This is a genomic window from Pseudarthrobacter niigatensis, assembly GCF_030812615.1.
Taxonomy (GTDB): domain Bacteria; phylum Actinomycetota; class Actinomycetes; order Actinomycetales; family Micrococcaceae; genus Arthrobacter; species Arthrobacter niigatensis.
Map to the genome: position 1 here is coordinate 422,706 of NZ_JAUSTB010000001.1, position 26,747 is coordinate 449,452.

A 26,747-nucleotide genomic window follows, 5' to 3' on the forward strand; every position below is an offset into this window, starting at 1 on the left:
GCAATGGGGGTCAAAGCGGGCGGGGAGCCGGGACGGGGCTCAGAAGTGGGTCAGGCAGTGCGTCGCCCGTTCCACCGCAAACATCTGCCGCGCCCGAAGGGCGGCCCCCGGCCGCAGCTCGCTGATGGCGCCGGCAGCCTTCAGGGTCACCGGGCACACACCACCGAGGAAGATCGAGGACAGCGCGGAGACCCCCAGTTCGAGATCGGCGGCCGTGCCTTCGGGGAGGCGTTCGACGGCGGCCTGGCCGCCCTCCACGGTCAGGGCAAAAATCCCCGGCGTGAGGCCGAGCGGATCATCGACGTTGAGGACCAGCCGGCCATCGGCCGGGTAGTGCCGCGCAGCGAGGGCACGCGGAACGTCGAGAATCCTGAGCCAGAGCATGTCGCGGCTGTCCGAGGCGTCGATGCAGCGGGGGTCAGCCAGGGCCCAGGCAAGGGGATCATCCACCGGGGCCTCGTTCCAGGTGACCCGTTCAACGAGGTCGATGGCCGCCAGGTACTGCCAGAGTTCGAGGTAGGCGTGGTCGGTGGCGGCCACAAGGTCCACAACTTCCACCGTGTAGGGGGTGGTGTCCCAGCCAAGGAACTTGTAGGAGACGTAGCCGTCGATGGTTGCGTCCGGGCCGTAGTGCAGCGCCACCTTGATGGCGGGATCTTCCTTGCCGTCGCGTCCCAGCGACCCGGAGGCCAGGTGCCGGTACCATTCCTGCCGGCCGAGGGACCCGGGCGTGTGCCGGTGGACGCGTTCGAACACGGCGGGAGCCACGTCCAGCAGTGTTTTGGGGTCCGCCACTTCCACGGCGCCCGTGGCCGTGTGCCGCAGTGTGAACCGGCCCGTGGTGTCCACCTTCACGGTGCGCTCGAGGCTTGCCACGCCGTAGCCGAACCTGCCGTAAATGCTGCCCTCCGAGGCTGTCAGTGCTGCCATGGCGACGCCGTCGTCCTTGGCGGCCTGGAGGTCTTCGGTCATCATGCGGCGCAGGAGGCCGCGCCGGCGGTGCGAAGTGCGGACGGTCACGGCCGTGACCATCTGCGTCTCCAGCATGCGGCCGAAACCAATGTTCAGGGTCTTGCGGAAGGTCCCGAACGTGGCAACGGGCACCTCGGCAGGCAGCGAGGACGGGGCCACGGGACCGGTCTGGTACGCCCCGGTGAAGATCCGGCCATCGACCTCGTAGGTGGCAAGGGACCGCTCCCGGTGTTCGGGCGTTCGGGTGGAGTCGTGGAAACCGAACCCAACGGCCTTGGCCCAGGTTTCGGCCTCCGCGTACCCTTCGTTGCCTTTGGACACGGCGGGAAAGCGCCGGATTTCATAGTTTCCGCTCAGATCACCCATTTACCCGAGCCTAGCCAATGGATCCGTCGCTTGACCAGCACAAACGCACCGGCCGCCTGCTGGGCCGGCGTGAAGCCTAGTGGCCGGCGTCGTACCAGCTGGGGCCGACGCCGATCTGCACTTCCAGCGGCACGCTGAGGTCGGCTGCGGCAGCCATCTGCTCGGTGACGAGTTTCTCGACGGTTGCGCGTTCACCGGCGGCCACTTCGAGGACCAGTTCATCGTGGACCTGGAGCAGCATCCGCGATTTCAGCCCCTGGGACTGAAGTTCGGCGTGGACGCCCAGCATGGCGCGTTTGATGATGTCGGCGGCGGACCCCTGGATGGGGCTGTTGAGCGCGATCCGCTCGGCGTTCTCGCGCAGCTGGCGGTCGGTGCTGGTGAGGTCCGGCAGGTAGCGGCGGCGGCCTTCAATGGTGGCGGTGTAGCCGTCCACCCTGGCCTGGTCCACTACTCCACGGAGGTAGTCCCGGACGGCGCCGAAGCGGTCGAAGTAGTCCTTCATGAGGGTGCGGGCCTCATCGACGGAGATCTCGAGCTGCTTGGACAGGCCAAAGGACGTCAGTCCGTAGGCCAGGCCGTAGGACATGGCCTTGACCTTTGAGCGCATGGCACTGGTGACCTGGTCCGTGGGGACGTGGAAGATATTGGAACCGACGAACCGGTGCAGGTCCTCGCCGTCCTTGTAGGCCTGGATCAGGCCTGCGTCGCCGGAAAGGTGTGCCATGATGCGCATCTCGATCTGCGAGTAGTCAGCTGACAGCAGGCACTCGTACCCGTCGCTGACCACGAAGATGCCGCGCACGCGGCGGCCTTCCTCACTGCGGATGGGGATGTTCTGCAGGTTGGGGTTGTTGGACGAGATGCGGCCGGTAGCTGCCACGTTCTGGGCGTAGGTGGTGTGGATCCGCCCGTCTTCGGCCACGGACTTCTTCAGCGACTCGATCATCTGCCGCAGCTTGGCGGCCTCCCGGTGTACCATGAGCTGGACCAGGAACTCATGCCCGGTCTTCTCCAGCAGGTTCTTCAGGGACGCAGCATCGGTGGTGTAGCCGGACTTGATCTTCTTGGTCTTGGGGAGCTGGAGTTCGTCGAACAGGACAGTCTGCAACTGCTTGGGCGAGCCCAGGTTGACCTCGTGGCCGATTGCGGCGAATGCCTGTTCCTGGGCCTGGTCGATCACCCTGGCAAGGTCGGAAAGCTGGTCGTCCATCTTGTCCATGTCGATGGCAATACCGGCGAGTTCCATGTCCGCCAGGACGCGGCTGACCGGCAGCTCCAGGGTGGACAGGAGTTCCTCGGCGCGGCGGTCCTTGAGTTCGTCCTCGAAGTAGCGGCTCAGGGCCAGCACCACGGCGCCGGCCTGGACCAGGGCGTCGGCTGCCGCCGTGTCGTCGCCGTCGAAGGACAGCTCCAGTTGACCCGCCTTGGCCGTGGCGGCCGGTATGCCCACGTTGAGGTGGTGCTGGGCGAGTTCAGCCAGTTCGTACGTGCGGCGGTCCGGCTGGATCAGATAGCCGGAGATGGAGGTGTCGTCCACCACGCCCTCCAGCTCCAGTCCTCGGGCCGAAAGTGCCTTGAGTGCGGCTTTGAAACCGTGGATCACCTTGGGCGCCCCGGGATCGCGCAGCCATGTGGCCAGCACGTTTTCGGTTTCAGCGTCCTGGCCGGCAAGGTCGACATGGACTGCCGCGTCCCCGCGGACAATTGCCACCGCTGCAGCGTCCTCCCCGATCCGGCCGGGCACGAGGTCGACGGCCAGCGCTGACCGCTGCCCGGTGCCGCCGGCCAGGAACGCGGCCAGCTCCGCGGCACCGGCAGGGGTGCTGTAACTCGGGGTTTCGATGCTTTCGCGCTCCGCGGCGGGGGTGTCTGCGTCGCCGTACAGGGCAAATAACCGGCCGCGGATGGCCTTGAACTCGAGCTGGTCGAAGAGGTCCTCGATGGCGGCCTGGTCAGGGCGTGGCTGGTAGAGGTCGTCGAGGGTGACGGGGAGCTCGAGGTCGGTGTGGAGCTGGTTCAGCCGGCGGTTGCGCTTGACGGCGTCAACATTCTCCCGCAGGGCATCGCCCACTTTGCCGCCGATCGAATCGAGGTGTTCCAGGACGCCTTCGAGGCCGCCGTAGAGGTTGATCCACTTGGCTGCGGTCTTGGGTCCGACCCCGGGAACACCGGGAAGGTTGTCCGCCGTCTCCCCCACCAGGGCGGCGAGGTCGGAGTAGCGCCCCGGACTGACAAAATACTTCGCCTCGATGGCGGCAGCATCCATCCGCGGGATGTCGCTGACTCCCTTGCGCGGGTACAGCACGAAGACGTTGTCCGTGATGAGCTGGAATGCGTCCCGGTCTCCGGAAACGAGCAAAACCTCGAACCCTGCTTTCTCGCCCATGGCAGCCAGGGTGGCCAGGATGTCGTCGGCCTCGTAGCCGGGCATCTTGATGGTCTTAATGCCCCAGGCCTCCATGACTTGGCCGATGAGGTCGATTTGGCCGCTCATTTCACGGGGGGTTTCGTTCCGGCCGCCCTTGTACTCGCTGTACTCGGTCTTGCGGTGGGTGGATTCGTCAGAGACGTCGAACGCGACCGCGATGTGGGTGGGCTGCTGCTCCTTGATGAGGTTGATCAGCATCGAGGTGAAGCCGTGGATGGCGTTGGTGTGCTGGCCGTTGGAGGTGGAGAACTTGTCCGCCGGCAGCGCGAAGAAGGCACGGAAGGCCATCGAGTGGCCATCAAGGACCAGCAGCCGCGGCTGGCTGGTGATGGGAACCACCGGCGCTTCGGTGGCTGAAACAGACCCGCCGGCGGCGGGGGCGGCGCTCGTCACTGCAGGCTTTGGGGCGTCGGCGGGGCGCTGCCCGGCAGCCCCCTCATCGATGGCCTGGGACGGGAAGGGAGCCGGTTTGGTTGTTTCACTCACAGGTGCCAGCCTAGTTGCCATGACAGACAATTTCACGCCGGGCCCTTTCGCCAAAGAGCTGGCGGCCGCCGGGATCCCCGACCATATGCACGACTGGCTGGGCGCCTTCGGGGTCGGTGCCCTGGTGGTCAAGATGGGGATCCATTTCCTGGAGATGAGCCCTGAACGGACGGTCGCCACCATGCCGGTTGAGGGCAACACGCAGGTCGCCGGAATCCTGCACGGCGGCGCGCACGTGGTCCTCGCCGAAACCCTGGGCTCCTTCGCCTCCGGCATGCACGCGGGGCCGGGACGCCACGCCGTCGGAATCGAAGTCAACGCCACGCATCACCGGTCCATCGCTACGGGCCTGGTGACGGGGACCTGCACGGCGGTCCATTTGGGCCGGACCCTGGCCACCCACGAAATCGTCATGACCGACGCCCAGGGACGGCGCCTGTCAACGGCGCGGATCACCAACCTGCTGCGGGACAACGCCGGCTGACGCGCGCGGCCTCAGGACTGCCGGCCGGCCGCCGGGTGAAGAAGGTACCGCAACTCCACGATCCCCCGGCCCAGGGTGCGTGAGGCAGCCAACTCCAGTGGCGGCGTCGGGCCCTTCATGGGCAGCAGCCGCTTTCCCTCCCCCAGCACCACCGGTATGACGGAGAGGATGATCTCGTCCAGCAGGCCGGCGTCGGCGAACTGGGCCGCCAGCTTGCCGCCGCCCACCACCCAGATGTTCCGGCCACGGGCCGCCTGGCGGAAGTCTGCCGTGAATTCCCGCACATCCCCGCGCACGAAGGTGATGTCTGCCCCGTCCGGTGCACGGTGTTCATGGTGGGTGAAGACATAGCAGGGCGTACCGTCGTACGGCCAGGTACCGGGTTCATGCTCCATCAGCCAGGCGTAGGTTTCCCCGCCCATGACAATGCAGCCCACACCGGCCATGAAGTCGTTGTAACTGTCGGTCCCGCCGTCGAAACCGTCGAACTGCAGCAGCCAGTCGAGATCGTCCGTGGGTGTGGCAATGAAGCCGTCGAGGGACGCGGCCACAAAGTATTGGATGCGCGGCATGGCCCCAGCCTAGCCAGCAGGCCCTGCTGGGCCAACAGGCCGGCCAATGGTGTGCGCCGCCAGCCCCGGGGCTGCTACTTGGTGAAGTACGGGATGATCAGGTACAGCCCGAGAAGCACAGCTACCCCGCACAGCCCGAAGCACAGGTACGCGATGGAGCGCTTGACCCCGGGGGACGCCTGCTGGGCATCGCCGGCGATGGCGGTGAACCGGACCCCAAGCGAGTAGAGGGTCACCACAATTGCCGCTGACACGAGCGTGGTGCCTGCAACGGTCAGGAGTTCCAACCACTTCATCGCTGATTCTCCTTGGAGTTGTTGGCTTTGGCGTCAGCCTGCGCCTTGGCTTTTGCTTCCGCCCGGGCGCGCGCCAGGGCCTTCTTCTTGGCGAACCGGACGGCCTGGCCGGCTTCCTCGACCTCGACGGCGTTCTGGTGGCTCACGGAAGACTTGCGGGAGTAGAAGAACATGAACAGGACCGCCGCGGTGCCGGCGATCGCGGCGATGAGGACACCAACGACGCCGGTCTTCACCAGCAGCGCGGTCAGGGCGCCGACGACGCCGGCAGCCGGCAATGTGAAGAGCCACCCCAGCGCGATCTTGCCCACCATGTTCCAGCGGACTGTGGTGCCGCGGCGTCCCATGCCGGAGCCGATCACGGAACCGGAAGCCACCTGCGTGGTGGAGAGGGCAAAGCCGAGGTGCGAGGAAGCAAGGATGGCAGAGGCGGTGCTGGTTTCGGCGGCGAAGCCCTGCGCGGGTTTGACCTCGGTCAGGCCCGAGCCCATGGTGCGGATGATCCGCCAGCCGCCGGCATAGGTTCCGATGGCGATGGCAAGGGCGCAGGCGGTGATCACCCAGAGTTGGGGGCCGGAGCCGGGCGTCTGGCTGCCGGCAGCGATCAGCACCAGCGTGATGATGCCCATGGTCTTCTGTGCGTCATTGGTGCCGTGGGCCAGCGCCACCAGGCTGGAGGTGAAGACCTGGCCGGTACGGAAGCCACCGCGTTTCTGGGTGAGCTTGGACCCCGTCTCGGGATCCTGGCGTGCGGTGAGGGCATAGGCCAGGCGGGTGCATACGTAGGCGGCAAGCCCTGCAATAACGGGGGCGAAGACCGCGGGCAGGATGACCTTCTGCAGCAGGCTCTCAAAGTTGACCGAGTTGAAGCCCGCTCCCACGACAGCGGCGCCGATCAGTCCGCCGAAGAGGGCATGCGAGGAACTGGAGGGCAGGCCCTTCAACCATGTGACCATGTTCCACAGAACGGCCCCCATCAACCCGGCAAAGATGATTTCGGGAGTGATCTGCACGCCTCCGGACCCCTCGCGGATGATGCCGCCGGAAACGGTCTTGGCCACCTCCGTGGACAGGAAAGCACCCACCAGGTTCAGGACGGCGGCCAGGGCCACTGCTGTCCGGGGCTTGATGGCACCCGTTGCGATGGGCGTAGCCATGGCGTTCGCGGTGTCGTGGAAGCCGTTCGTGAAGTCGAAAAATAGTGCCAGTCCAATGACCAGCGCCACCATGAAGGTGATATCCACCTGTTGCCCAATCTGCAGAGTCGACGTTCAGCAGTTTCTCGTACCAGGCTGCCGTGGACAGCATAGTTCACCAGCTGTTTGCGTGGAATGACTTGTGTTGTTGGCACAACCGGTGGGAAACCTTATCGATCGTACGCGTCCACGGCATGAGGTCAAAACACGGGTCGGGCCAGAAATGCGTGGATCCGGTCGAGTTCCGCGGGCGTGATTCCGTGCCGTGGATGGGGTGAGACCGTGAGGATGCGCCGCCCCAGGAAACCTGCCCATCGTTGCGCTTCGGCCTCGAATGCGAGCTGGTCGTCCACCCAGGCGACCGCCCTCGGCCCGGTTTCTTCGACGTCGTCCTGGATGGCACGGAGTTTCCACCAGCCAGTCCCGCCGGCTGCGCCGTCTGCGGCCAGGTACGGCCAGCCGCCGCCCTTGAGTCCGATGGCGGGGCACAGGTATTGGGGCGCGAGTTCCTCCCAGCTGGTGAGCCAGACGCACCGCAGTCCCGGCATCAGGGCCAGGGAGTTCAGCCCTGCCACGAGCTCGGCCGCGAAGGCTACGGGCAGCAACCCGGCGTCGGCGTGCTGCCAGGAGGAACCCCAGCCGGTGGTCCCTTCGGGGCTGAACGGACAGATGACTCCGTCGACGTCCAGATAGAGGGTGCACTCCATCCCGCAGCCCCGGGCAGCTTCAGCCGCCGTGGAGCTGCGCGGCCCGGGGACCGGCGTCCAGTTCCGGGGCGAGTTTCTCCTCGAGCGCTGCGAGGGTAACGTCCGGCAGCGCTATGAGGCCGTCCAGCTCGCGCCGTACCCGTTTGTAGGCTGCCTGCCGTTCGGCGGGAGTGGCTGCCGAGTTCTCAGCGATCATCAGCAGTTTGCGGGCTGTGGCAAGGCGTTCACGCTCGGGTCCACTGAATTTGCTGTCCCTGATGCGGCGCGCTTCACGCTCGGCGACGTCGAGGGCCACGGCGAAGTTGTTGACCGCCTGCCGGTACGCGTCCAGACCGGACACGGACCGCAGGTCTCCGGCGTTCGCTGGACGCTGCCCGTCGGCTTCCCGTTTAGCGCGAAGGAAGGCCACGGTGAGGGGTTCGCGGACGTCGGTCATGAGGGGGAAGTCGATGAGTTTGCCCACGTCGAGCTCATACTCCAGCCAACGGCGGTTGGTGGCATCGTGCGTGGCCATCAGCGCGCGCACCTCCTCCGTCGACGCCTTCTCGGCTTCCACCGCCTGGTTCTTGAGGGCATGGAGTTCAACCCGGCGCCGGTGGCGGCGCTCCGCCGAACGCCGCCAGCCACCTGCCCACCGGCCGGCAAAAGCCATCAGTGGAAACACCATCCACCATTTATCGGACAGGAACTCCATCAAGGACCTCACGCCTTAATCCTCGCAGTCCGGGGGCGTGGCCTCAAGAAGCACCGGTAAGATCCGCGGGCAACCGGCCCGGCACCCCTCCAGCCGCTACCGCCGGGTGGTCACGGCGCCGCGGTTGCCTGCCCCGAGTTGACGTTCACCAGCCATGAGACGCCGAACCGGTCCGTGCACATGCCAAAGACGTCACCCCACGGCGCCTTCTCCATGGGGACTGTCACCGCTCCCCCGTCGCCGCTGAGCTTTTCATAGTAGCCGCGAAGTTCCGCCTCGTTGTCGCCGCTCAGGGATACCGAAATGGCAGATCCTGCGTGGTACTCCATGCTGTTCGGGGTGTCAGCGCCCATGAGCACCAAGCCCTGGGTGGTGGTCAACATGCCGTGCATGATCTTCTCCGCTTCCGCTGGATCCTCGCTGGCTTGGAAGTCGCCGAAAGTGCTTAGCGTCAGTTCGCCGCCAAACACGGATTGGTAGAAGTTCATGGCATCGCGTGCATTATCGCGGAAGCTCAGGTAGGGATTGAGGATCGTGGGCATGTTGGGATCTCCTTCACAGTGCCGGAAGTTGCTGGGCCCGAAACCCGGGGCAGACAACATCCTGCCCGATCCGGGTGAGGACCGGTAGGGGGAACGGTCCCCTGTCCGGCCTGCTGCATGGTGCGGTGGGGGCCCGGGGAACGTAGGCTCGGGGCATGGCCAGATTTTTCGATGTTCATCCCCACGACCCGCAGCCCCGCGCCATTGCCCAGGCGGTGAAGATCATCCGCGACGGCGGCCTGATCGCCTACCCCACGGACTCCTGCTACGCCTTGGGTGCGCAGATGGGAAACCGGGAAGCCCTGGACCGGATCAGGAGCATCCGGCACCTGGACGACAAGCACCACTTCACGCTGGTCTGCCGGGATTTCGCGCAGTTGGGCCAGTTCGTGAACATCGGCAACGACGTCTTCCGCAGCATCAAGGCGGTGACACCCGGAAGCTACACCTTCATCCTGCCCGCCACCAAGGAGGTTCCCAAGCGGCTGCTGCACCCCAAGAAGAAGACCGTGGGCGTGCGCATCCCTGACAACCGCGTGGTCCAGGCGCTGCTGGCCGAACTGGGTGAGCCGCTGCTCTCCAGCACGCTGCTGCTGCCGGACGAGGAGGAGCCGCTGACGGTGGGCTGGGAGATCAAGGAGCGCCTTGACCACCAGGTCGATGCCGTGATTGATGCCGGGGACTGCGGCGCCGAGCCCACCACGGTGGTCGACTTCTCCAGCGGTGTGGCCGAGGTTGTCCGCCGTGGCATGGGCGACCCCTCCCGCTTCGAATAAACCTGCCTCTGATAATCCCGGGCCGCACCTGCGCTCCCGGGGCACTTTGGCGGGGCCGCCGTCGTAATTTCCGACGGCGCCCGGCGTGTCCGTGCCAAAGTGCCCCGTTTTGGAGGGCGCGGGTCAGTCGTTGTTGGCGTCAGGCTGCTTTTTCGCGCGGCTCGGCTGCACCCGGGGCGGTTCGCCGGGCATCTTGGGATAGTCCGGCGGAAACGGCATCTCGCCCAGGCCCGCTTTGGTGTCGCGGTCCCACCAGTCGAGCAGCGTGCCGATGGAGCCGGGGTTCCCGCCAAACCGGGACCAGGGGTCACCAACGGTTTTCAACCTGTCCGGGACGGTGAGGACAGTGAAGTCCTTGGGATCAACGGTTTCGAGTTCATCCCAGGTGATGGGGCAGGATACCGGGGCGTGCGGAAGGGCCCGCGGGCTATAGGCGCCGGCGATGGTGCGGTCCCGGTTGGCCTGGTTGAAGTCCAGGAAGACCCGTTGACCGCGTTCCTCCTTCCACCACGCCGTGGTTACCTTGTCCGGCATGCGCCGTTCGACCTCCCGGGCGGCGGCGATGACTGCGTGCCGGACGTCCAGGAATTCGTGCACGGGTTCGATTGGCGCGTAGACATGCAGTCCCCGGTTTCCGGAGGTCTTGATGAACGATTCCAGCCTTGCCTCCGACAGGACGTCCTTGAGCACCAGGGCGGCCGGCACGGCGTCGCCAAAGTCGGTTCCGGGCTGTGGGTCAAGATCGATGCGCAACTGGTCCGGATTGTCGGTGTTCCCGGCGCGGGACGGCCAGGGGTGGAAGACCACGGTGTTCATTTGCACGGCCCAGACGGCGGCCGCCGGCTCGTCGAGGACCAGCTGGGGATGGGACCGGGCACTGGGGTACACCACCTTCACGGACCGGATGAAGCCCGGCGTTCCCCTCGGGGGGTTCTTGGAGAAGAACATCTCGCCCTCGATGTTGTCCGAGTAGCGCTGGAGTGACACGGGGCGGTCCCCGTTGGCGGCGATGAACGCCTCCCCGACGTCGCAGATGTACCGTGCGAGGTCGAGCTTGGTCAGGCCCAGGTCGGGCCAGAGGACCCGGTTGGGGCTGGAGATGCGCATCTCGCGCCCGCCGTTGGGACCCGGGACGGTGATGGTGGTTTGTTCGCTCGCCATGGGGACAACGTACACCCCGCCGCGCGGACGCTGGACCATTTGTCCCGCTGGTCCGGCATGATGGTCCCATGCCCGCAACCGATCAGCAGCTGACCATTCCCGTGGGCGATGCCACAGTGTCGGCCGCCTACGGCCGTCCCGGCAAACCTTCACCCCACGCACCCACCGTCGTGGTGGCTCATGGTGCCGGCGCCGGTATGGAGCACCCGTTTCTTCTCGGTTTCACCGCTGCGCTCAACGTCCTGGGCCTCGCCACGCTCCGGTTCAACTTTCCGTACCGGGAAGCGGGCCGCAAGTTCCCGGACCGGCCTCCGGTGGCCATCGCCACCTGGCGGGCTGTGATGGATGCCGCGGCGAATCAGGCTGCCTTGCGCGGCGACACCGGCCCTTTGGTGGCCTGCGGCAAGTCATTCGGCGGCCGGATGGCGTCAATGGCCGTCGCGGCGGGAATGCCGGCGGCTGGCCTGGTCTATCTGGGATATCCACTCCATCCGCCCGGCAAACCGGACAAGCTGCGTGACGAACACTTGTATGGGTTGGCCACTCCGATGCTGTTCCTGCAGGGAACCCGGGACACGTTTGCCACGCCGCACATCCTCGAGGATGTCGTCTCCCGCATCGGACGCAACGCCGTCCTGCAGTGGGTCGAGGGCGGGGACCACTCGTTTGCGGTTGCTGGTCACAAACGGCCGGCAGGCGAAGTCGGAGCGTCACTGGCCGTGCCGGTGGCTGGATTCATCAGTTCCCTGGAGTGACCGCGTCCAGTCCTGCCAGCCTGGCCAGGTCCACGCGGTTGCCTGCGCCGGTCTTCCTCAGCATGTTGGAGATGTGCGAGCTGACGGTCTTTTCGCTGATGACCAGGGCGCTCGCGATTTCGCTGTATGTCTTGCCGGCAACCACGAATTCGAGGATGACCTGTTCCCGCGGAGTGAGTCCGGGCAGGTGTGCCCGCTTAACGCCAACGGCCGGCAGGGGGTCAGCGGCGATGTGGGCGTGTACTGCGAGCCGCTCCAGGGCTTCCTGTTCGGGAGCGGACCGGAGTTCACGGGCCAATGCCAGGCCGCGCCGCAGGAGCGCTGGGGCCCGGTGCCGCCCCGACTGGCCCTGGAGCAGCATCGCTTCGGCGGCCCGCCTGCAGCAGTAGGCTTCCTCCCAGGGCAGGTTTCCGGCGTTGAAGGCATCGGCTGCAAGGACCCAGGACCCACCAATCCCAGGTATCCCCCGGACCCTGCCCAGTTCGGCCTCATACAACAGCGAAAAGGCCGTGGTCTGGCGCCGGTACAGGTCGGTATGGGAACCGGATTCGAAAAGCCCGGAAGGAAACCGCTCCTTCAGCTGTCGGGCCTCGGCAACGAATCCGTCCGGCGGGAAGCCGGTGTCCCTGGCCTGTTGGGCCAGGTCGGCCAAGGCACGGGCGGCCAGCGGGAGCAGCCATTCGCACATGGTCGGTGGTGGGCCGGGCCGCATGGCACCCGCCAGCGCGGATTCGTAGGACATCCGGAAATGCCCGACGGCGGATTCCACCTGCGCCCGGACGGCGGCGAAGCTTAGGTTCACGAATGCGCCGCTGTCCGTATTGATTTCCTCCGCCCTCGCCAGGTGGGCTGCGGCCTCGGCGCCCCGGCCCTGCAGGAGGGCAAGCCGGGCTGCCGTGAGCCGCCCGCTGACGTCTCCCATAGGGCCGGGATCGAGGCTTATTGCGATCCTCAACGCCTCCTGGGTCGCCCGCCAGTTTCCCACCACCAGGTGGCTGGCGGCTTCGTCCGCCGCGAGCTTGGCCACATACGTGTGCGGGCCGCCGCAGGCAGCCAGCTCCAGCCTGCCCGCGTGCATGAGGTCCGCGTAGAGGGCGCTGGTCCAGGCCTCCTGGGCATTCCCCAGCCAGCTGATGGCGTGAACGTAACCCCAGAAATCGTGCGCCTTGAGCGCTTCCGCGGCGCCGTGGCGGGCAAGCTGGGCCGCCCTGTCCGGCAGATCGGCGCGGACGGCCACCATGGCGGATGCGGTGAGCGCGTAGGACAATGCCCGGGGGTGCCCGGCCCGCCGCGCCGATTCCAGGGAACTGGCCGCTGCCGCCGGCCCTCCCGGAAGGCCGTTCCATTGGCATGCATAGGAAAACTCTGCCAGCGCGAAGGCATGTTGCCAGCTTTCCGGCGCAGCCCCGGACAGCCTCACCGCTTCGGTGACACCGTCCATGGCATAGAACTCCTGCCCCGTGGAATATCGCAGGTGGGTGCGGCGGATCAGCAGCTCCGCAGCGGCCAGGGGTTCCGCCGACAGGTCCATCCCTGCCAGCAGTGCATCCACTGCCTCAAGTTCAGCTGCAAAAGCCCCCGTTGTCTGGGCAGTCGCCCGGATCCGGTCCCATAGCTCCCGCTGCGCCCTTTCTTCCCCGGACACCTGATGGTGAAGCGACGCCGCCCGCTGGAGCATGCGGAGCCTCTCGGCTGCGGAACCCGAAGCGGTCAGCGGATCGCCGGCTGCCAGGGCCCATCGATAGGCGGCGGGGCTGTTCCCGGCGAAATAGTAGTGGTCCGCGATGACGGCCGGAAGTTGGGGGTCCGGATCCGTGCTTGCCTGCAACTCATACATAGAGGCGAACGCGGCGTGCCGGATCTTCCGTTCGTCCGCGGACACATCCAGCTCCAGCACCTCGGCAATCAAGGGGTGGTGGAACCAGTAGGTGCCGTTCGGGCCCAGATCGAGGATGCCGCGGGCGGATGCTGCCTGCAGAAACAGCGGCACCCGGGTGCTGTCCTGCAACTTATCGCACGTTGCCACGGCAGCCAATTCGTGCTCCGTCACTGCCCGGCCGGCCACCGCCAGAAGGCGGGTCAGGTTACGGGCACCCTGCGGCAAGCCACGCCAGGACCGAAGCACCGCCTGCCTGAGGTCGCCGTGGAGCCCCTGGGGAAGTTCGGCCGCACCGGCCGGAAGGCCGCCCACCAGCAGGGCCGTGAAGTAGGGATTGCCGGCGGTCCGGCCAAACACGTCCGTCACAAGGGACTGCGGCGGCGGTGCCCCCAGGATGCCTGCTATCTGGGACTCCGTCGCCGGCCTGTCCAGCGGGCCGAGATCCAGCATTCGGACCTGTGACAGCCGCCGGACGTCCGCCAGCCACGTCTGCAGGGGGTGGCTTTCGCCGAGTTCGCCCGCCCGCAGGGTGCAGATGATTCCCAGGCGCCGCTCGGACGGGCCGCCCGCCAGGTACATGAGGACGTCCAGTGTGTCCTGGTCCACCCAATGCAGGTCGTCGATGACCAGGAAGACCGGAGTAGTGGCGCTGGCCGAGGTCAGCCAGTCGTCCACCAGCAGGGGCACGTTCCCGGCGTACCCGCCGTCCATTGCCGCGGATAACGGAACGGCGGGCGTATAGGACGGGGCGGAACGCAAGGCTGACCGCAGGCCAAGGTAGGGAACGGTCACATCGCCCAAGGGCAGGGCGGCACCGCGAAGGATTACGTCGCCGGGCCCCGCGGCAGCGCACGCAGCCTGGACCAGCGCCGTCTTGCCGACGCCGGCATCCCCGGAAACAACCGCGGTCTGCGCGGTGCCACTCCGAACGGCGTCCATCATGTCGGTGAGCGCCGCAAGCTCCAGGTCGCGCCCCACCAGGGAGGGGCCACCAGTGTTCTTGCCGGCCACCATCACAGCGTCCCACCACAGTCGGCCGGCAGTACAGGGGTGGCCTGCCACAAAGATGAGGAGTAGGGATCCCCCTTCTGAGGGTGCATACCGGATGTGGGGGGAAGGAGGACAGCGGAGAGTGTGGGTGTCAGTCCAACAATGAGCCAAGGAGGCCGGATCATGACTGCCATACTCCGTTCACCGCGACGCACAAAGGGCGTTGCCGCCCTACTCTTCGTGGCCGCGCTGGCCACTGCCGGGCCAGCGTTCGGATTCCCGGACGGGGCCACGGGGCCGAGCTTTGTGCCGTGCCCGCTGGAGCGGATCGGATCACAACTGGTGCGCTGCGACAACCTGAGCGGCGCCGGTGTTGAGGCACCGTCCTGGATCCCCGAGCAGCCGTAGCGCGGCGGCAGGCGCCACAGCACGGCTATTTGCGGTGTTTGGTGCGCGCGGTGGCGGGCGCCGACCACGGGTCTTCGGGCCACGGGTGCTTGGGGTAACGGCCCCGCATTTCCCCACGCACCTGGCCGTAGGGACCGGCCCAGAACGAGGTCAGGTCAGCCGTTACGGCGAGGGGCCGGCGGGCCGGTGACAGCAGGTGGAACAGGACCGGGACACGGCCGTCCACCAGCCGCGGGGACTCGGCCAGCCCGAAGCACTCCTGGAGCTTCACCGCAACGACAGGGGCGGCGCCGGCGTCGCCCGGTTCCGGGTACTCGATCCGGATCCGGGAGCCGCTGGGGACCTCAAGGATTTCGGGCGCGAGCACATCCAGCCTGGCGGCTTCCGGCCACGGCATGAGGCGGCCCAAGGGGTTGGCCAGGTCGATTGAGCCCACCGGTTTCCCGGCTGCAAGCTCCTCAAGCTCCGGGCCAAGCCATTCGTCCAGCCTGTCCAGCAGGGCCGGGTCCGACACGTCCGGCCAGGGCTCTCCCGCCTCCCTGTGCAGGAAGGCAAGCCTGCGCCGCAAGGAGGTCGCCGCCGCCGACCAGCTCAGCGCCGCCAACCCCTCGGACTGGAGCGCGGCCGCCACGGCCATCCTTCCCTGTGCGGCGGTGGGGCGTGCCGGTGCTGTCGACAGGATGATGGAGCCCAGCCGCCTGGTCCTGCGCGCGCTCAGCCGGCCCCCCACGAACACGGCGTCCACGGTGTCGGCGAGCAGGTGCGAGGCCGCCTCGGCGGCCGTGGCGGCCGTCACGGGTGCGGCAGCACGGATCACAGCGCCCGTGCCCGCAGCATCCCGGCCCGAAGCCCTCGCCACTTCAGCCACTGCGAGCCATTCGTGGTCTGACAGTGTGCTGCCTGCGGGCAGGCCGGCCCGGGTACCGGAGGTCAGCAGGTATTGCCCCGCGTCCGCACTGCCGACCACGCGGCGGGCCACGCGGTCGGGGAAGGCAAGGGCAACGACAGCGCCCACAGCTTCAGGGCCGCTGGTGGTGGCCGAAATGGTCGAGGCCCCCGCTCCCTGCCGCCGCGCCACGGCAGCAAGCCGGCTGGATTCCTCCGCCCAGCGCCGCCCTGCGGGGCCCTTGTCCGCGCGGAGCTGGGCAAGCAGCCGGGGCAGGTCTCCGCCCGGAGCGCGGTGGTCCCCGGTGAGCGCGGCCACCACCTCGGCGGCCAGCGGGCGTCCGGTGGAGGTTCCGCCGTCGAGCAATGCCCGGGCCAGCCGGGGATCGGCAGGGATGGCGGCCAAGGCGCGGCCAGCGGCCGTCACCTGCCCTTCCCTGGTCACCGCACCGAGCTCCCTGAGTACCTCGACGGCGTCGTCCATGGACCCGCGGGGCGGTGCGTCCGGCAGCTCAAGGCCCTTTCCGCCGGGCGCACCCCAGCATGCCAGGGTGAGGGCAGCGCCGGCCAGGTCCGCCACGTTGATTTCCGGCGTGACGTGGGCGGGGGCTGCCCCATAGGCCTGCTGCGAGTAGCAGCGGACCACCAGGCCCGGGCCCTGGCGGGCGGCCCGGCCGGCCCTTTGGTCCGCGGACGCCCGGGAACACGAAATCGTCACCAGCCCGCTCATGCCGCGGCCTGAGTCCCGCCGCGGTTCCCGGGCCAGCCCGGAGTCCACCACCAGCCGGACGCCGGGCACCGTCAAGGATGATTCGGCAAGATCGGTGGAGACGATGATCCGCGGGGCGTCGCCGGGGCGCCGGCCCGCGACGGCCCGGTCCTGCTCCGCCGCTGCCACCTGGCCGTGCAGTTCCAGCACATCCACGGCACTGCCCAGCAGGCCGCGGAGGGACGCCGCAACCCGGGAGACCTCCCGGGCGCCCGGCAGGAACACAAGCGCATCCACGGCGCTGTCTCTTCCCAGGGCACGGACGTGGGCGTCCGCGGCAGCCACGGCAACATGGTCAAGGAAGGCGGGCGTCACTCCCCTTGCGTCCAGCCGCGCGGCAGGAGCCGGGAGCCACTGGACTTCCAGCGGATAATTTACCGCCGGGCAGCCGACGACGGGGGCCGGGGACCCGTCGTCGGGATCGCGGAGCAGCGCTGCGAACCGGGTTGCATCCAGCGTTGCGGACATGGCCACCAGCGTGAGGTCGCCGCGGAGCGCACGGACCTCCGCCAGCATGCCGGCCAGCAGGTCAGTTTCAAGGCCGCGTTCGTGCACTTCGTCCAGGACGACGGCGGCCGTCCCGTCAAGGCCAGGGTCCGCCAGCAGGCGGCGGAGCAGGATGCCCGGGGTGACGAATTCAACCAGGGTGCCGGGGCCGGCCTGGCGTTCCCCGCGGACCGTGTAACCAACGCGGCCGCCCAAGCCTGTTCCGTCGAGGGCGGCGAGGCGGCGGGCGGCGGACCGGGCAGCGACACGCCGGGGCTGCGTGACGATGACGCGGCCGTCACCGGCATGCAGATTTGCGAGCAGCGGCGGGACGAGCGTGGTCTTGCCTGTCCCCGGGGGCGCCTGGACAACAACGGCGCCCCTGGCCACGGCCTGCTGGAGTGCCGGCAGGGAGGCTTCGAACGCGAGCCCGGCACTGATGGCAGAAAGATTGAAGGTGCCGGCGGCAGGGCTGCCGTCAGGAGGAATCATCCGTCCATTCTTCCTTGGCCTGGGCCGAATTCTCCGACCGGGTCAGGGTTTGCCCTGGCCCTTGGCCTTGCCGCTGGCTTCCTTGGCGGTGTCCGATCGCTTTGAACCGGGCGCGTCCTTGGCGGCGGCGGGTGCGGGTGCAGCCGCCGGAACTACCGGTTCCGCGGCGGCGGGCCCTTCCTGGGAGGTGTCAGCCAGCGCCGGCGCCACGGGGGTGTCCTGCTCCACGGCGGGTGCGGACGCGGATGCTGCTGCAACCTGCGTGGCGATATCTGCCCGCACAGCAGAGAGGGCATCCTCGATGCCGCGGTAGCGGGTGGCCGAAATCCTGCCTGCGGAGGCGGCTTCACCGAGATCCTTCTCGAGCGCCTGCAGGGCGGCGAGTGCGCCGTCCATCCTGTTTTCCGACGCCGCCTGGCTGATGCTCAGCACACGGATCTGGAAACCGCGCAGGACATTGCCGTCCGTACCGCCCGGCTGGGCTCCTGCCGCTCCTGCGACGAGGGCGCACGCGACCACGGCGCCGCAGAGAACCAGCAGGGCGCGGACCCGGCGGCGGGGTGCGGGAGTGGACCCTGCGGCCACCGAGGGCCCCGCCGGCTTCAGTTCAGGCGGCATGCCTGCCCCGGAGTGGGACGGCAGGTCCGGACCGGACGGGCAGGACTGTGACCGGGGCCGCGTCAACGGACGGCACCGGCACCATGGTTCCGCGTGCCGTCGGGGTGGGCCGTGCCATGAGGAAACGGGCGGCCGTCCGCATGGCGGTGGCGATCATCAGTCCAATTCCTACTCCGAGCAGAACGTGGCCGGCGAGGTAGTGCCGGGCCGCGCCCGGGCCGTCCAGTGCGGCCACTGCCGCCCCGCCCACGGTCAGCATCAGTGACAGGGCCGTACCGAAAATTGCGCCCATGGCTCCTGCTCCCATCCACTTTAATCAGCAAGCTTACTAGTATTGCTCAGTAAGCTTACTACCACGTGGGCGCGGCGCAAGGGTGCCGTTTGCGGAACCCGCGTCAGCGGGCGGCTTCGAGCAGGTGGCCCAACGGCTCAAGACCTGCATAGGCGCCCCTGAAAAAGAGCAATGGTTCGGCGTCCTGGCGGGCATGGAGGTGCCGCACGGCAGCCACCACGATGGTGTGGTCGCCGCCGTCATACTCTGCGTGCAGGTCGCAGTCGATCCAGGCGAGCGCATTGTCCAGCACCGGATTGCCCAGCGGAGAGGATGAGTGTTCCACGCCGGCAAATTTGTCCGCCCCGGAGCGGGCGAACTGTCCGGCGAGGTGCCGGTGTTCCGCGGGGAGGATGTTGATGGTGAATGAACCGGCCTTCCGCAGCACGGGCCAGGTGGTTGACGTGCGGGATGGGCTGAACGTTACGAGCGGAGGGTCCAGCGACAATGCCGCAAAGGACTGGCAGGTGAAGCCTGCCGGCCCGTCAGGGGTGGAACCGGTGACTACGGTCAGGCCGCTGGCGAATGTTCCGAAAATATCCCGAAGCCGGCGGGGAGCAAGATCTGATGTGACTGTCATGGAGGGCCCTCTCGTCTGGATCGTTACCCCACCAAACCATCACCAAACCGGGCCACCAAAGCCTTCCGAAACACGCCGACCCGGACCGCAACGAAAGGTCACGCCCGGACATCCGGAGTCATCGGCATCCCGCCGGGCACGGGCTACGCCCGCTGGTCCAGCGCGGCGAGGAGCCGGCGGACCGAGCCGCCCAGATTCCAGTCGATGGCCAGTTGCTCGAGTTCGGAGCGCCGGCCGCCGGTCACCGGCTGCAGCAGCGCGCCTGCCTGTTCAAGGGTGGGCAGCTTGAGGTCCCGCACCAGGCGGACGACGGCGGGGGCTGCTTGGAGGTACGCCGCGGCGGCGGAAAGCTTGGCCCGGACGGGACCGGACACCCCGCCGTCGTCCGCTTCCGCCGCCTCCAGCAGCCGTTCCAGGGTGCCGTACTTGAGCAGCAGCGACGCGGCCGTCTTCTCACCGATCCCGGCCACGCCGGGCAAGCCGTCGGAGGCATCGCCGCGCAGCGTGGCATAGTCCGCGTACTGCTGCGGAAGGACTTTGTACTTGGCCACTATGGTCTCTTCCACGATGACCTCGAGGTTCTTCATGCCGCGGGCGGTGTATATCACCCGCACCCCGCGGGCGTCGTCGCACACCTGGAAGAGGTCACGGTCTCCCGTGACCACGTCCACCGGCAGGCTGGCGTGGCTGGCGTAGGTGCCCACGACGTCGTCGGCCTCGTGCCCGGCCGCGCCCACAATGGCGATGCCCGCCAGCTCCAGCGCCCGGCGGATCATGGGCAGCTGCGCTTCCAGGCCCTCAGGCACCACTTCGACGTCCGTGCCGCCGGGTACGGCCCGGGCCACCCGGTGCGCCTTGTAGGTGGGGACCAGGTCCACCCGCCATTGCGGCCGCCAGTCGTCATCCCAACAGGCCACAAGGTGGGAGGCCTGGTAGTCCGTGCTGAGGCGGGCGATCATGTCCAGCAACCCGCGGACCGCATTGACCGGCGTCCCGTCAGGGCGGCGGATGGTGTCCGGCAGCCCGTAGAAGGCGCGGAAGTACAGGGAGGCAGTGTCGAGCAGCATGAGGCGCTGGGGCATACCTCGATCCTCACACGGAATTGGTCCGCTGCGCAGGAGCCGTGACTCCGGCCGTGGCGCCTAGAAGGACTGCGTGCTGAATCCCAGCCCCAGCAGGCCCCGTCCCGACTGCTCCAGGATGGCGTCGATGCCCAGGGTTGGGTGGTTCAGGAGCACGCCGATGTCCCGCTGGATGCGCTGGAGCGGGTGTGTGAGCCGGTGCACGCTGCCGCCTGAGCCGCCCACCGCCAGCCGGACCGCCTCCTGCGAGGCCTCGGCGCTGAGGGCGAGGGAGAGCCGGAACGAGGCGTGCTGATCCTCAGCCAATGCGGGAGCAGCCTGCCCCTCCGGGGGCAGTACGGACAGGGCCGCCTGCCACTGCAGTTGTGCCGCAGCCAAGGCCCCGGCCGCCCGGGCGGAGCGCGCCTGGGCGAGGGTTGAATCCGCCTGCCGCGTTTCGATGCCGTTCTTTTGCCTTGGCACCAGGAGCTGCTCCCGGAAAAGTTCCATGGCGTACTCGGCGGATCCCAGGGCCGCGGCGGGCGCCACGAGATTCAGGAGCATGGCCATGGGTGCGTGGATGAGCGCGTCCTGGTGGATCAGGCTGCCGGGGTTCTCCGGGCTGCTGAGCAGTGCCCATTCCACCACGCGATGGTCCGGAACAAAGAGTCCGTCGGCATGGAGGTCATTGCTGCCGGTTCCCCGCAGCCCGTCGGTGTGCCAGGCGTCGAGCAGTTCAAGGTCGGCTACAGGAACCAGCGCCTGCAGCCGCGCACCGTTGAGCTGCACGGCCAGCAGGGCCCACCGCGAGTGCATCACACCCGAAGCGAAACTCCAGTGGCCCGAAATGGCGTAGCCGCCCGGTACCTTCCGCGCCATTCCCACGGGGGCGCTCGTCGCGGCGGCAAGGGGTACCTGGCCGCCCGCAAAGACCTCCTCCTGCACCGCGCGGGGCCAACGGGCCAGCATCCAGGCGTGTTCGGCAAGGTGGCCGGCAGTCCAGGCGGTGGAGGCGCATCCCCTGGCAAGGACCCGGACAACTTCAGCATAGGTGCGCGCACCCAGCCCATACCCGCCCACAGCGGCGGGCGCCAGGATGCGGAAGACGCCGGCCTCCTGCAGCTCCTGTACCGTCAACTCCGGCAACCGGCGTAGCCTCTCGGCCTCTTCCGCCCTGGCGCGCAGCCCCGGAACCAGCGCAGCGACCCGGGCCGGCATGTCCGGCAGGCCCGCCACGGTCCCGGCAGCGGGGTGCACGGAATGGTCGACGGCGGCGCGGCCAAGTTCCAGCGTATGGCCGGTGCGGTCGCGCTTGGCGGCAAGGTAGCGGGAGTTGGCCTCCGAAAGGTGGACGCCGGTGGGAACCTGCTGCTGGATACTAATTCCCAGTGCAACCAACTGGTTGGCCTTGTCCGGGTTGTTGCTGAGCAGCCGAACCGTGGTGGCGCCAAGGGTGTTGAGCATCTGGGCTGCCGCCGTGTAATCGCGTTCGTCCTCACCATGCCCCAGGGCGAGGTTCGCGTCATAGGTATCAAGGCCCCGGTCCTGCAGCGCATAGGCGTCAAGTTTGGAATACAGGCCGATCCCCCTGCCTTCCTGCCGGAGGTAGAGAAGGAAACCCCCGGTGGCGGCAATGCTTTCGACGGCTTCCCGGAGCTGTGGTCCGCAGTCGCAACGTTCGCTGCCGAAGACGTCACCCGTCATGCACTCGCTGTGCAGCCGGACCAGCGGGGCCCCGCTGCCGGCGCCCCCGGCCCCGGAGCCCTGTCCCAGCAGCGACTGTTCCCAGGGTCCAAGGGCGAGCAGCAGGTGTTCCCTGCCGTCCGCCAGGCCATGAAAGGTAAGGACCTCCGCCGTCGTGCCATAGCCGTCAGGAAATCGCAGCGGCACGGTGACGCTGGTGCGGACTGTAGCCAAAGGGAGGGAACCCCGGGGCGGGGCTGCATGGGTGGCGACGGTCAAAAGAGCCTCCGGGATCGCGGGCAGTGGATACTTGAAACTTGAACTTAAAGGTAGCCCAATTTACTTCAACCTTCAAGTATTTTCTGCGCATCACTGTTTCCGGGTGCCCGGCGGCCCGGTGAGCACCGTGGGTACGTACTCGAGAAGCTGGAGCCTGCCGTCGAACGTCCTGCTCTGCACCATCTCCAGCCGGACATCAGGGTAGCCATTGTAGATCCGCTCCCGGCCGGTGGCCCCGGTGATCACAGGGAAGATCACCAGCCGGAACCTGTCCACGAGACCGGCCGCCAGCAACGACCGGGCCAGGCTGATGCTTCCCAGGGTACTCAGCGGCCCTCTTTGCGTGCGCTTCAGTTCGCGGACCGCCTCAACCGCGTCCCCGGTGACCAAGGTCGAGTTCGGCCAGTCCAGCGGCGCGTGCAACGAGGAGGAGAAAACGAATTTCGGCACGGCGGACAGCCCGGTGAGACTGGCGCCCTCCTCCTCGGAGAAACCGGACCGGTCTGCCGCGGCCTGCGCAGACATTCCGTACATCAGCCGGTAAGTGTTCGCCCCCAGGAGGAAGGTGTACTCCTTTGCCGACTCCTGGCCGAGCCACGCCAGGTATTCCGGCCCTTCCAGTCCCCACCACCCGGGCCACCCCTCGGCGGAGGCATACCCGTCCAGGGAGATGATCAGGTCCACCATCAGTGTCGCTGGTGACATTTCAGCTGGTGCGGCGCCCATGGCTGCCTCCTCAGGACTGATCGGCGTCGATGTGCCGGCCATGTTATGCCCGACCGGACGGGACGTACAAGGGTGCCGCCTCCCCTTTCATCAGCCCTTCCACAGGCGTAGCGTCTATCCCGCCGGAGGCATCGCAGCCGTCAAAGGAGCGGACATGGCCGGGTGGAATTCAGACACAGCGGCGGGGCCGGTGGGCGCGGGAACCGTCACCTTGGTGGAAGGCTCATGTTTTTGCATCTCCGCCGCCAACGGGGACATCCACCCGGACCTGCCCCACGGCGTATTCCATGAGGACACCCGCATCCTGTCCGGATGGAGTATGACGGTGAACGGCTCGCCGCTCGAACCACTGACGGCGGAAACGAAGGAACCCTACCGGGCACTGTTCATCGGCCGCGTTCCCCGGGCCGACGGGTACGCGGACAGCCCTTTGATCGTGGAGCGCCTGCGTGAAGTGGCAGCCGGAGTGGTCGAGGAAATCACCATCCGCAACTACTCGGGCCTTCCCGTCGCCTGCAACGTTTCCGTCGGCGTCGATTCGGACTTTGCCGACCTGTTCGAGGTGAAGGAAGCAAGGGTCCAGCGGCGCTGGGACGTCACCCGCGGAGCCGACGGCGATTCGCTGATCATCAGTGCGGCCTGGCAGGACCTGCGGAAGGCCGTCCTGGTCAGGGGCCGTGGCGCCGTCGCCTCCGCCGGCGCGTTGGCATACCATGCCGTGATTCCCGGCTACGGCCAGTGGTCCACGAGGCTGAGCGTGGCACCCGCAGGACAGGACAACGTTTGGCGCCCGGCCGGGCACGGGCTCTCCCCGAGTGACCGGCGGCACCAGGAATGGGTTGCCAAAATCCCCAGACTGCAGATGACGAACTGTTCCATTGAACGGACGCTGCGGCGCAGTTATGACGATCTCGGCGCTCTCCGGATCGAAGACCCCGAGCATCCGGAACGGATCGTGGTGGCAGCCGGCGCCCCCTGGTTCATGACCCTATTCGGTCGTGACTCGCTGTGGGCTTCGGAAATGGCCCTTCCCGTGGACCCGTCCCTGGCCTTGGGCACCCTGCAGACGCTGGCGGACCGGCAAGGACACCATTGCCGCTCTCCTTCCCAACGCCGACCGCGCCCTGGACTGGGTCAGGAACTACGGCGACAAAGACGGCGATGGGTTCGTTGAGTACCAGCGCCTCAACGACCAGCCCCTCATCAACCAGGGATGGAAGGACTCCTGGGACGGGATCAATTTTGCGGACGGAACCATCGCCGAACCGCCCATCGCGCTGTGCGAGGTGCAGGCGCTCGTCTACTCAGCGCTCCTGTCCCGGGCATGGATGGCATTTGATGCCGGGGATGCACCCCTGGCAGCCCGGCTCACCGCCGAGGCGGCAGGGTTGAAGGAACGGTTCAACGAGGAATTCTGGCTGCCGGACCGCGGCTACTTTGCAGTTGCCCTGGACGGAAGCAAACGGCCGGTTGATGCCTGCGCATCAAATATGGGGCAGTGCCTGTGGCGTGGCATCGTTGACGACGACAAGGTGCCGCTTGTGGCTGAACGGCTGATGTCTCCGGAAATGTTCAGCGGCTGGGGTGTCCGGACCCTTGCCTCCAATATGGGCGCCTACAACCCGGCCAGCTACCACAACGGTTCCGTATGGCCGCACGACAACGCCATCATCGCGGCGGGACTCATGCGGCACGGATTCGTCGATGAGGCCCAGCGCATCGCCACCGCACTGCTTGAAGCCGCTGACTTTTCCGGCGGCCGGCTTCCGGAGCTGTTCTGCGGCTTCAGCCGGGAGCAGGTTGCCCAGCCGGTGCCCTACCCCACGGCATGCTCCCCGCAGGCCTGGGCGGCCACCACGCCGATCATGCTGATTACCTGCCTGATGCGGTATGACGCCCACGTCTCCCGAGGCGGTTTCTGGATGGATCCGGCCCTGCCCCAGTCCTACGGGAACCTGCACATCACCAACGCACCCCTGGCCGGCGGCCGCATCACTATCGACATCACTGGCAGCGAAGCCGCGGTGCAGGGCTTGCCCGCGGGCCTGACGTTCCACCGCGAACACCGTCCCTGGCTGACCGAACTCATCTCGCAGGCCGGGCTCGATGGGAGAAATCAAAGCTCCCATCCGGCGTCGCCATAGAAGCTGCGGACGTGGGCGCGCAGGTACTCCCCCACCACCGCCGCACCAAGGTCGCCCACCTCCGGGGCGACAACACGGCCCTCCACGCGCCGGGCCATCCGCTGGATAAACCGCTCCAGGCCGGGGTCGCTTCCCAGGCGGAAGAAGGTGGCCTGGACGCCGGCGCGGCCAAGGCGGTCCAGCTCGGCAACCGTCGCGCGGATGGTCTCTGCGTCCGGAGGCCAGTTGAACCAGGAGTCCCCGTCCGGCAGGAGGTGCGCCGTTGGCTCGCCGTCCGTGACGATCAGCAGGACCGGCTGCATGGATGGGTGACGGCGGAAAAAACGTCCGGCGAGGAGCAGGCCGTGGTGCAGGTTGGTTCCCTGTTCGCGGAAGGCCGGCAGGGCCGTGAGTTCCCCGATGTCCATGGACTGGGCGTAGCGGCCGAAAGTGATGAGTTCGAGGCGGTCACCGCGGAAGCGGGTGGAGACCAGGTGATGCAGTGCTAGCGCGGTCCGCTTCATGGGAACCCACCGCCCTTCTGCAGCCATGGAGAAGGAGACGTCCACCAGCAGGGCAACCGCGGCCTGGGTCCTGGCCTCCGTCTCCGAGACTTCGATATCGCCCACCGCGAGGCGCAGGCCACGGGCCGGGTCCCCGCCGTCGGCCATGGTGCGCCGGATGGCGTTGGTCATGGTGCGGGTGACGTCCCACGGTTCGGCGTCCCCGAACTCCCACTGCCGGCTGGATCCTGTCTGTTCTCCGGCGGCACCTGCCATCCTGGTGTCACGGCTTCCCTGCCTGCCGGAGAGTTGCTTGGCGGCGTCGCGCAGCAGCGACTTCCCCAACCGCCGCATGGCTTGTGGCGACAGCCTGAGGTCACCGTCGGCGCCACGGCGAAGGTAGCCGCCCTCCTGCATTGCCCGTTCGATCTCCGCCAGGGTACGGGCGCTCACCGCGGCGTTCTCGCCCAGCTGCCGGGCCAGGGCGTCGAGGTCCAGGTCATCGAGCGTGGAACCGTTGTACGACTGGGACAGCTGCTCCGACAGTTCGTCGAGTTCGGCGATGTCCTGCAGCACACCGGTGCCGTCGCCCAGTCCCAGGCCCTCCTGCCCTTCGAACCGTTCCGATCCCGACCAGTCCTCCCCCGGACGCAGGGCCTGGAGGCTGGCATCGAGTTCGCTGAGCTGGGCCATCAGCCCGGGCGACCCAAAGGCCTGGGCGGACAGCCGCATCAACTCATCGCGCTGTTCCGGGGACATGGACTGCAGGAGGCGCTGGGCCGCGGCTGCGCGCTGGGCCAGGGCGTCCACCAGTTCCTCCACGGACTGCGGGTCCTCAGGAAAGAACTGGCCGTGTTTGGCCATGAACTCCTGGAAGTCGGCCTGAGTATCTTCCCCGCGACGGTGTTTTGCCAGCAGTTCGTTGAGGTCCCGGAGCATGTCATTCACGGCCGCCCGGTCATCATCGGTGGCGCTCTCCAGCGCTTGCTTCATGCCGGCGAAGCGTTGGTCCAGGATTTCGCGGCCCAGCAGGTCCTTGATCCGGTCGTAAGCTTCCCTGGCTGTGCTCGACTGCCAGTCGTAGGATGCCAAGTCATTGACAGCCGCCGCCGTGGAGGACGGCAGGTTCTCCAGCTGCATCTCGCGGAAGGCGCGGTCCGTGTCGTCCATCATGGCGTCCCGCGCCAGCTGCTTGCGTTCCTCCAGCACGGCCGTGTCCAGGAGTTTCTTCACCTCGTCCAGGGTGCCGTCCAGCCGGTGGCGCCCCAGCAGCTCGCGCCGCCGCTGCTGCACCCGCCGGGCAAGGTCGTCCAGGCCGTCCCGGTCGCGTCCGCCGCGCCGCAGGAACTCCTGCAGGGCGTGCCGCGGCGAGTACCCTGCCATGACGTCTTCGGCGACGGCGTCCAGGGCCTCAGCCAGGTCGACGGGCGGGGCCAGCGGATCCGGACCGCCGGCATACCGGCCGTACCTGGCGGACCTCCTGTGGATGGCCATGG

The 26,747-nt window shown here is 67.7% G+C and carries 22 protein-coding genes and 1 pseudogene; 5 read left to right on the top strand and 18 right to left on the bottom strand.

Annotated elements, in window-relative coordinates; all coding sequences use genetic code 11:
- Positions 1–39: 39 nt before the first annotated feature.
- On the bottom strand, positions 40–1,338 hold the full coding sequence (locus tag J2T23_RS02010; RefSeq protein WP_307356675.1) for a GNAT family N-acetyltransferase: 1,299 nt from the start codon (positions 1,336–1,338) through the stop codon (positions 40–42).
- 76 nt (positions 1,339–1,414) lie between these two features.
- Positions 1,415–4,057: a DNA polymerase I gene (polA, locus tag J2T23_RS02015; protein WP_370871413.1), complete on the bottom strand. Its 2,643-nt coding sequence runs from the start codon at positions 4,055–4,057 to the stop codon at positions 1,415–1,417.
- A gap of 217 nt (positions 4,058–4,274) precedes the next feature.
- Here polA and J2T23_RS02020 point away from each other — a divergent pair, with 217 nt between their 5' ends.
- On the top strand, positions 4,275–4,739 hold the full coding sequence (locus J2T23_RS02020; protein WP_141160532.1) for a hotdog fold thioesterase: 465 nt from the start codon (positions 4,275–4,277) through the stop codon (positions 4,737–4,739).
- 11 nt (positions 4,740–4,750) lie between these two features.
- On the opposite strand, the gene J2T23_RS02025 is transcribed toward J2T23_RS02020, so the two are convergent.
- The 6 genes from J2T23_RS02025 to J2T23_RS02050 form a co-directional block, all read right to left on the bottom strand.
- Positions 4,751–5,311 (bottom strand): dihydrofolate reductase family protein, encoded by a 561-nt coding sequence (locus tag J2T23_RS02025; protein WP_141160533.1) that lies wholly within the window; start codon positions 5,309–5,311, stop codon positions 4,751–4,753.
- Positions 5,312–5,385: 74 nt separating this feature from the next.
- Positions 5,386–5,607, bottom strand: a complete 222-nt coding sequence (locus J2T23_RS02030; protein ID WP_141160534.1) for a hypothetical protein — start codon at positions 5,605–5,607, stop codon at positions 5,386–5,388.
- Positions 5,604–6,851: an inorganic phosphate transporter gene (locus tag J2T23_RS02035; RefSeq protein WP_141160535.1), complete on the bottom strand. Its 1,248-nt coding sequence runs from the start codon at positions 6,849–6,851 to the stop codon at positions 5,604–5,606. The genes J2T23_RS02030 and J2T23_RS02035 overlap by 4 nt, the downstream gene beginning before the upstream one ends.
- Positions 6,852–7,003: 152 nt before the next feature.
- Entirely contained in the window at positions 7,004–7,510 is a 507-nt protein-coding gene (locus J2T23_RS02040; protein ID WP_141160536.1) for an HAD domain-containing protein, read from the bottom strand.
- A 19-nt stretch (positions 7,511–7,529) separates the two neighbouring features.
- Positions 7,530–8,204: a hypothetical protein gene (locus J2T23_RS02045; RefSeq protein ID WP_370871414.1), complete on the bottom strand. Its 675-nt coding sequence runs from the start codon at positions 8,202–8,204 to the stop codon at positions 7,530–7,532.
- 110 nt (positions 8,205–8,314) lie between these two features.
- Positions 8,315–8,746 carry a VOC family protein gene (locus tag J2T23_RS02050; RefSeq protein WP_141181522.1) on the bottom strand — a complete coding sequence of 144 codons (432 nt, stop codon included), beginning with the start codon at positions 8,744–8,746 and terminating at the stop codon, positions 8,315–8,317.
- 155 nt (positions 8,747–8,901) lie between these two features.
- On the opposite strand from J2T23_RS02050, the gene J2T23_RS02055 reads away from it, so the two are divergent.
- On the top strand, positions 8,902–9,522 hold the full coding sequence (locus J2T23_RS02055; RefSeq protein WP_141160539.1) for an L-threonylcarbamoyladenylate synthase: 621 nt from the start codon (positions 8,902–8,904) through the stop codon (positions 9,520–9,522).
- A gap of 123 nt (positions 9,523–9,645) precedes the next feature.
- On the opposite strand, the gene ligD is transcribed toward J2T23_RS02055, so the two are convergent.
- The gene (gene ligD / locus J2T23_RS02060) at positions 9,646–10,683 is read right to left on the bottom strand and encodes a non-homologous end-joining DNA ligase (protein ID WP_307356685.1); all 1,038 of its coding nucleotides are present in this window, start codon (positions 10,681–10,683) and stop codon (positions 9,646–9,648) included.
- Between the two features lie 68 nt (positions 10,684–10,751).
- Here ligD and J2T23_RS02065 point away from each other — a divergent pair, with 68 nt between their 5' ends.
- Entirely contained in the window at positions 10,752–11,438 is a 687-nt protein-coding gene (locus J2T23_RS02065; protein ID WP_141160541.1) for an alpha/beta hydrolase family protein, read from the top strand.
- Here J2T23_RS02065 and J2T23_RS02070 read toward each other — a convergent pair.
- The gene (locus J2T23_RS02070; RefSeq protein WP_307356687.1) at positions 11,422–14,331 is read right to left on the bottom strand and encodes a helix-turn-helix transcriptional regulator; all 2,910 of its coding nucleotides are present in this window, start codon (positions 14,329–14,331) and stop codon (positions 11,422–11,424) included. The genes J2T23_RS02065 and J2T23_RS02070 overlap by 17 nt on opposite strands.
- Before the next feature lie 159 nt (positions 14,332–14,490).
- On the opposite strand from J2T23_RS02070, the gene J2T23_RS02075 reads away from it, so the two are divergent.
- Positions 14,491–14,715, top strand: coding sequence for a hypothetical protein (locus J2T23_RS02075; RefSeq protein ID WP_307356690.1), 225 nt, complete (start codon positions 14,491–14,493; stop codon positions 14,713–14,715).
- A 25-nt stretch (positions 14,716–14,740) separates the two neighbouring features.
- On the opposite strand, the gene hrpB is transcribed toward J2T23_RS02075, so the two are convergent.
- From hrpB to J2T23_RS02110, 7 genes are all read right to left on the bottom strand, one after another.
- Positions 14,741–17,347, bottom strand: a complete 2,607-nt coding sequence (gene hrpB / locus J2T23_RS02080) for an ATP-dependent helicase HrpB (protein ID WP_307356692.1) — start codon at positions 17,345–17,347, stop codon at positions 14,741–14,743.
- A 42-nt stretch (positions 17,348–17,389) separates the two neighbouring features.
- Positions 17,390–17,965, bottom strand: coding sequence for a hypothetical protein (locus J2T23_RS02085; RefSeq protein ID WP_307356694.1), 576 nt, complete (start codon positions 17,963–17,965; stop codon positions 17,390–17,392).
- Entirely contained in the window at positions 17,955–18,257 is a 303-nt protein-coding gene (locus J2T23_RS02090; RefSeq protein WP_307356696.1) for a hypothetical protein, read from the bottom strand. Before J2T23_RS02090 ends, J2T23_RS02085 begins: the two co-directional genes overlap by 11 nt.
- 103 nt (positions 18,258–18,360) lie before the next feature.
- Positions 18,361–18,876 carry a flavin reductase family protein gene (locus tag J2T23_RS02095; RefSeq protein ID WP_307356697.1) on the bottom strand — a complete coding sequence of 172 codons (516 nt, stop codon included), beginning with the start codon at positions 18,874–18,876 and terminating at the stop codon, positions 18,361–18,363.
- Positions 18,877–19,019: 143 nt separating this feature from the next.
- Positions 19,020–19,958, bottom strand: a complete 939-nt coding sequence (locus J2T23_RS02100) for a 5'-3' exonuclease (RefSeq protein ID WP_141181514.1) — start codon at positions 19,956–19,958, stop codon at positions 19,020–19,022.
- Positions 19,959–20,018: 60 nt separating this feature from the next.
- On the bottom strand, positions 20,019–21,854 hold the full coding sequence (gene ribA / locus J2T23_RS02105; RefSeq protein WP_307356699.1) for a GTP cyclohydrolase II RibA: 1,836 nt from the start codon (positions 21,852–21,854) through the stop codon (positions 20,019–20,021).
- Positions 21,855–21,989: 135 nt separating this feature from the next.
- On the bottom strand, positions 21,990–22,625 hold the full coding sequence (locus J2T23_RS02110; RefSeq protein ID WP_307356701.1) for a dihydrofolate reductase family protein: 636 nt from the start codon (positions 22,623–22,625) through the stop codon (positions 21,990–21,992).
- A gap of 154 nt (positions 22,626–22,779) precedes the next feature.
- Between J2T23_RS02110 and J2T23_RS02115 the strand changes: the two are divergent.
- Positions 22,780–24,769, top strand: a pseudogene (locus tag J2T23_RS02115) (amylo-alpha-1,6-glucosidase).
- Here J2T23_RS02115 and J2T23_RS02120 read toward each other — a convergent pair.
- The gene (locus J2T23_RS02120) at positions 24,742–26,745 is read right to left on the bottom strand and encodes a vWA domain-containing protein (RefSeq protein ID WP_307356703.1); all 2,004 of its coding nucleotides are present in this window, start codon (positions 26,743–26,745) and stop codon (positions 24,742–24,744) included. The pseudogene J2T23_RS02115 and the gene J2T23_RS02120 sit on opposite strands and share 28 nt — an antisense overlap.
- Positions 26,746–26,747: the final 2 nt, after the last annotated feature.

Bases quoted from the DNA above. Each gene is read 5' to 3' on its own strand.
- J2T23_RS02045 (WP_370871414.1), bottom strand. From the start codon at position 8,204: ATGGAGTTCCTGTCCGATAAATGGTGGATGGTGTTTCCACTGATGGCT.
- J2T23_RS02075 (WP_307356690.1), top strand. From the start codon at position 14,491: ATGACTGCCATACTCCGTTCACCGCGACGCACAAAGGGCGTTGCCGCC.
- J2T23_RS02110 (WP_307356701.1), bottom strand. From the start codon at position 22,625: ATGGGCGCCGCACCAGCTGAAATGTCACCAGCGACACTGATGGTGGAC.
- J2T23_RS02100 (WP_141181514.1), bottom strand. From the start codon at position 19,958: ATGCCCCAGCGCCTCATGCTGCTCGACACTGCCTCCCTGTACTTCCGC.
- J2T23_RS02095 (WP_307356697.1), bottom strand. From the start codon at position 18,876: ATGACAGTCACATCAGATCTTGCTCCCCGCCGGCTTCGGGATATTTTC.
- J2T23_RS02030 (WP_141160534.1), bottom strand. From the start codon at position 5,607: ATGAAGTGGTTGGAACTCCTGACCGTTGCAGGCACCACGCTCGTGTCA.
- J2T23_RS02085 (WP_307356694.1), bottom strand. From the start codon at position 17,965: ATGCCGCCTGAACTGAAGCCGGCGGGGCCCTCGGTGGCCGCAGGGTCC.
- J2T23_RS02010 (WP_307356675.1), bottom strand. From the start codon at position 1,338: ATGGGTGATCTGAGCGGAAACTATGAAATCCGGCGCTTTCCCGCCGTG.
- J2T23_RS02120 (WP_307356703.1), bottom strand. From the start codon at position 26,745: ATGGCCATCCACAGGAGGTCCGCCAGGTACGGCCGGTATGCCGGCGGT.
- J2T23_RS02040 (WP_141160536.1), bottom strand. From the start codon at position 7,510: ATGGAGTGCACCCTCTATCTGGACGTCGACGGAGTCATCTGTCCGTTC.
- J2T23_RS02065 (WP_141160541.1), top strand. From the start codon at position 10,752: ATGCCCGCAACCGATCAGCAGCTGACCATTCCCGTGGGCGATGCCACA.
- J2T23_RS02050 (WP_141181522.1), bottom strand. From the start codon at position 8,746: ATGCCCACGATCCTCAATCCCTACCTGAGCTTCCGCGATAATGCACGC.
- J2T23_RS02020 (WP_141160532.1), top strand. From the start codon at position 4,275: ATGACAGACAATTTCACGCCGGGCCCTTTCGCCAAAGAGCTGGCGGCC.
- J2T23_RS02055 (WP_141160539.1), top strand. From the start codon at position 8,902: ATGGCCAGATTTTTCGATGTTCATCCCCACGACCCGCAGCCCCGCGCC.
- ligD (WP_307356685.1), bottom strand. From the start codon at position 10,683: ATGGCGAGCGAACAAACCACCATCACCGTCCCGGGTCCCAACGGCGGG.
- J2T23_RS02070 (WP_307356687.1), bottom strand. From the start codon at position 14,331: ATGGTGGCCGGCAAGAACACTGGTGGCCCCTCCCTGGTGGGGCGCGAC.
- polA (WP_370871413.1), bottom strand. From the start codon at position 4,057: ATGGCCTTCCGTGCCTTCTTCGCGCTGCCGGCGGACAAGTTCTCCACC.
- J2T23_RS02090 (WP_307356696.1), bottom strand. From the start codon at position 18,257: ATGGGCGCAATTTTCGGTACGGCCCTGTCACTGATGCTGACCGTGGGC.
- J2T23_RS02025 (WP_141160533.1), bottom strand. From the start codon at position 5,311: ATGCCGCGCATCCAATACTTTGTGGCCGCGTCCCTCGACGGCTTCATT.
- hrpB (WP_307356692.1), bottom strand. From the start codon at position 17,347: ATGATTCCTCCTGACGGCAGCCCTGCCGCCGGCACCTTCAATCTTTCT.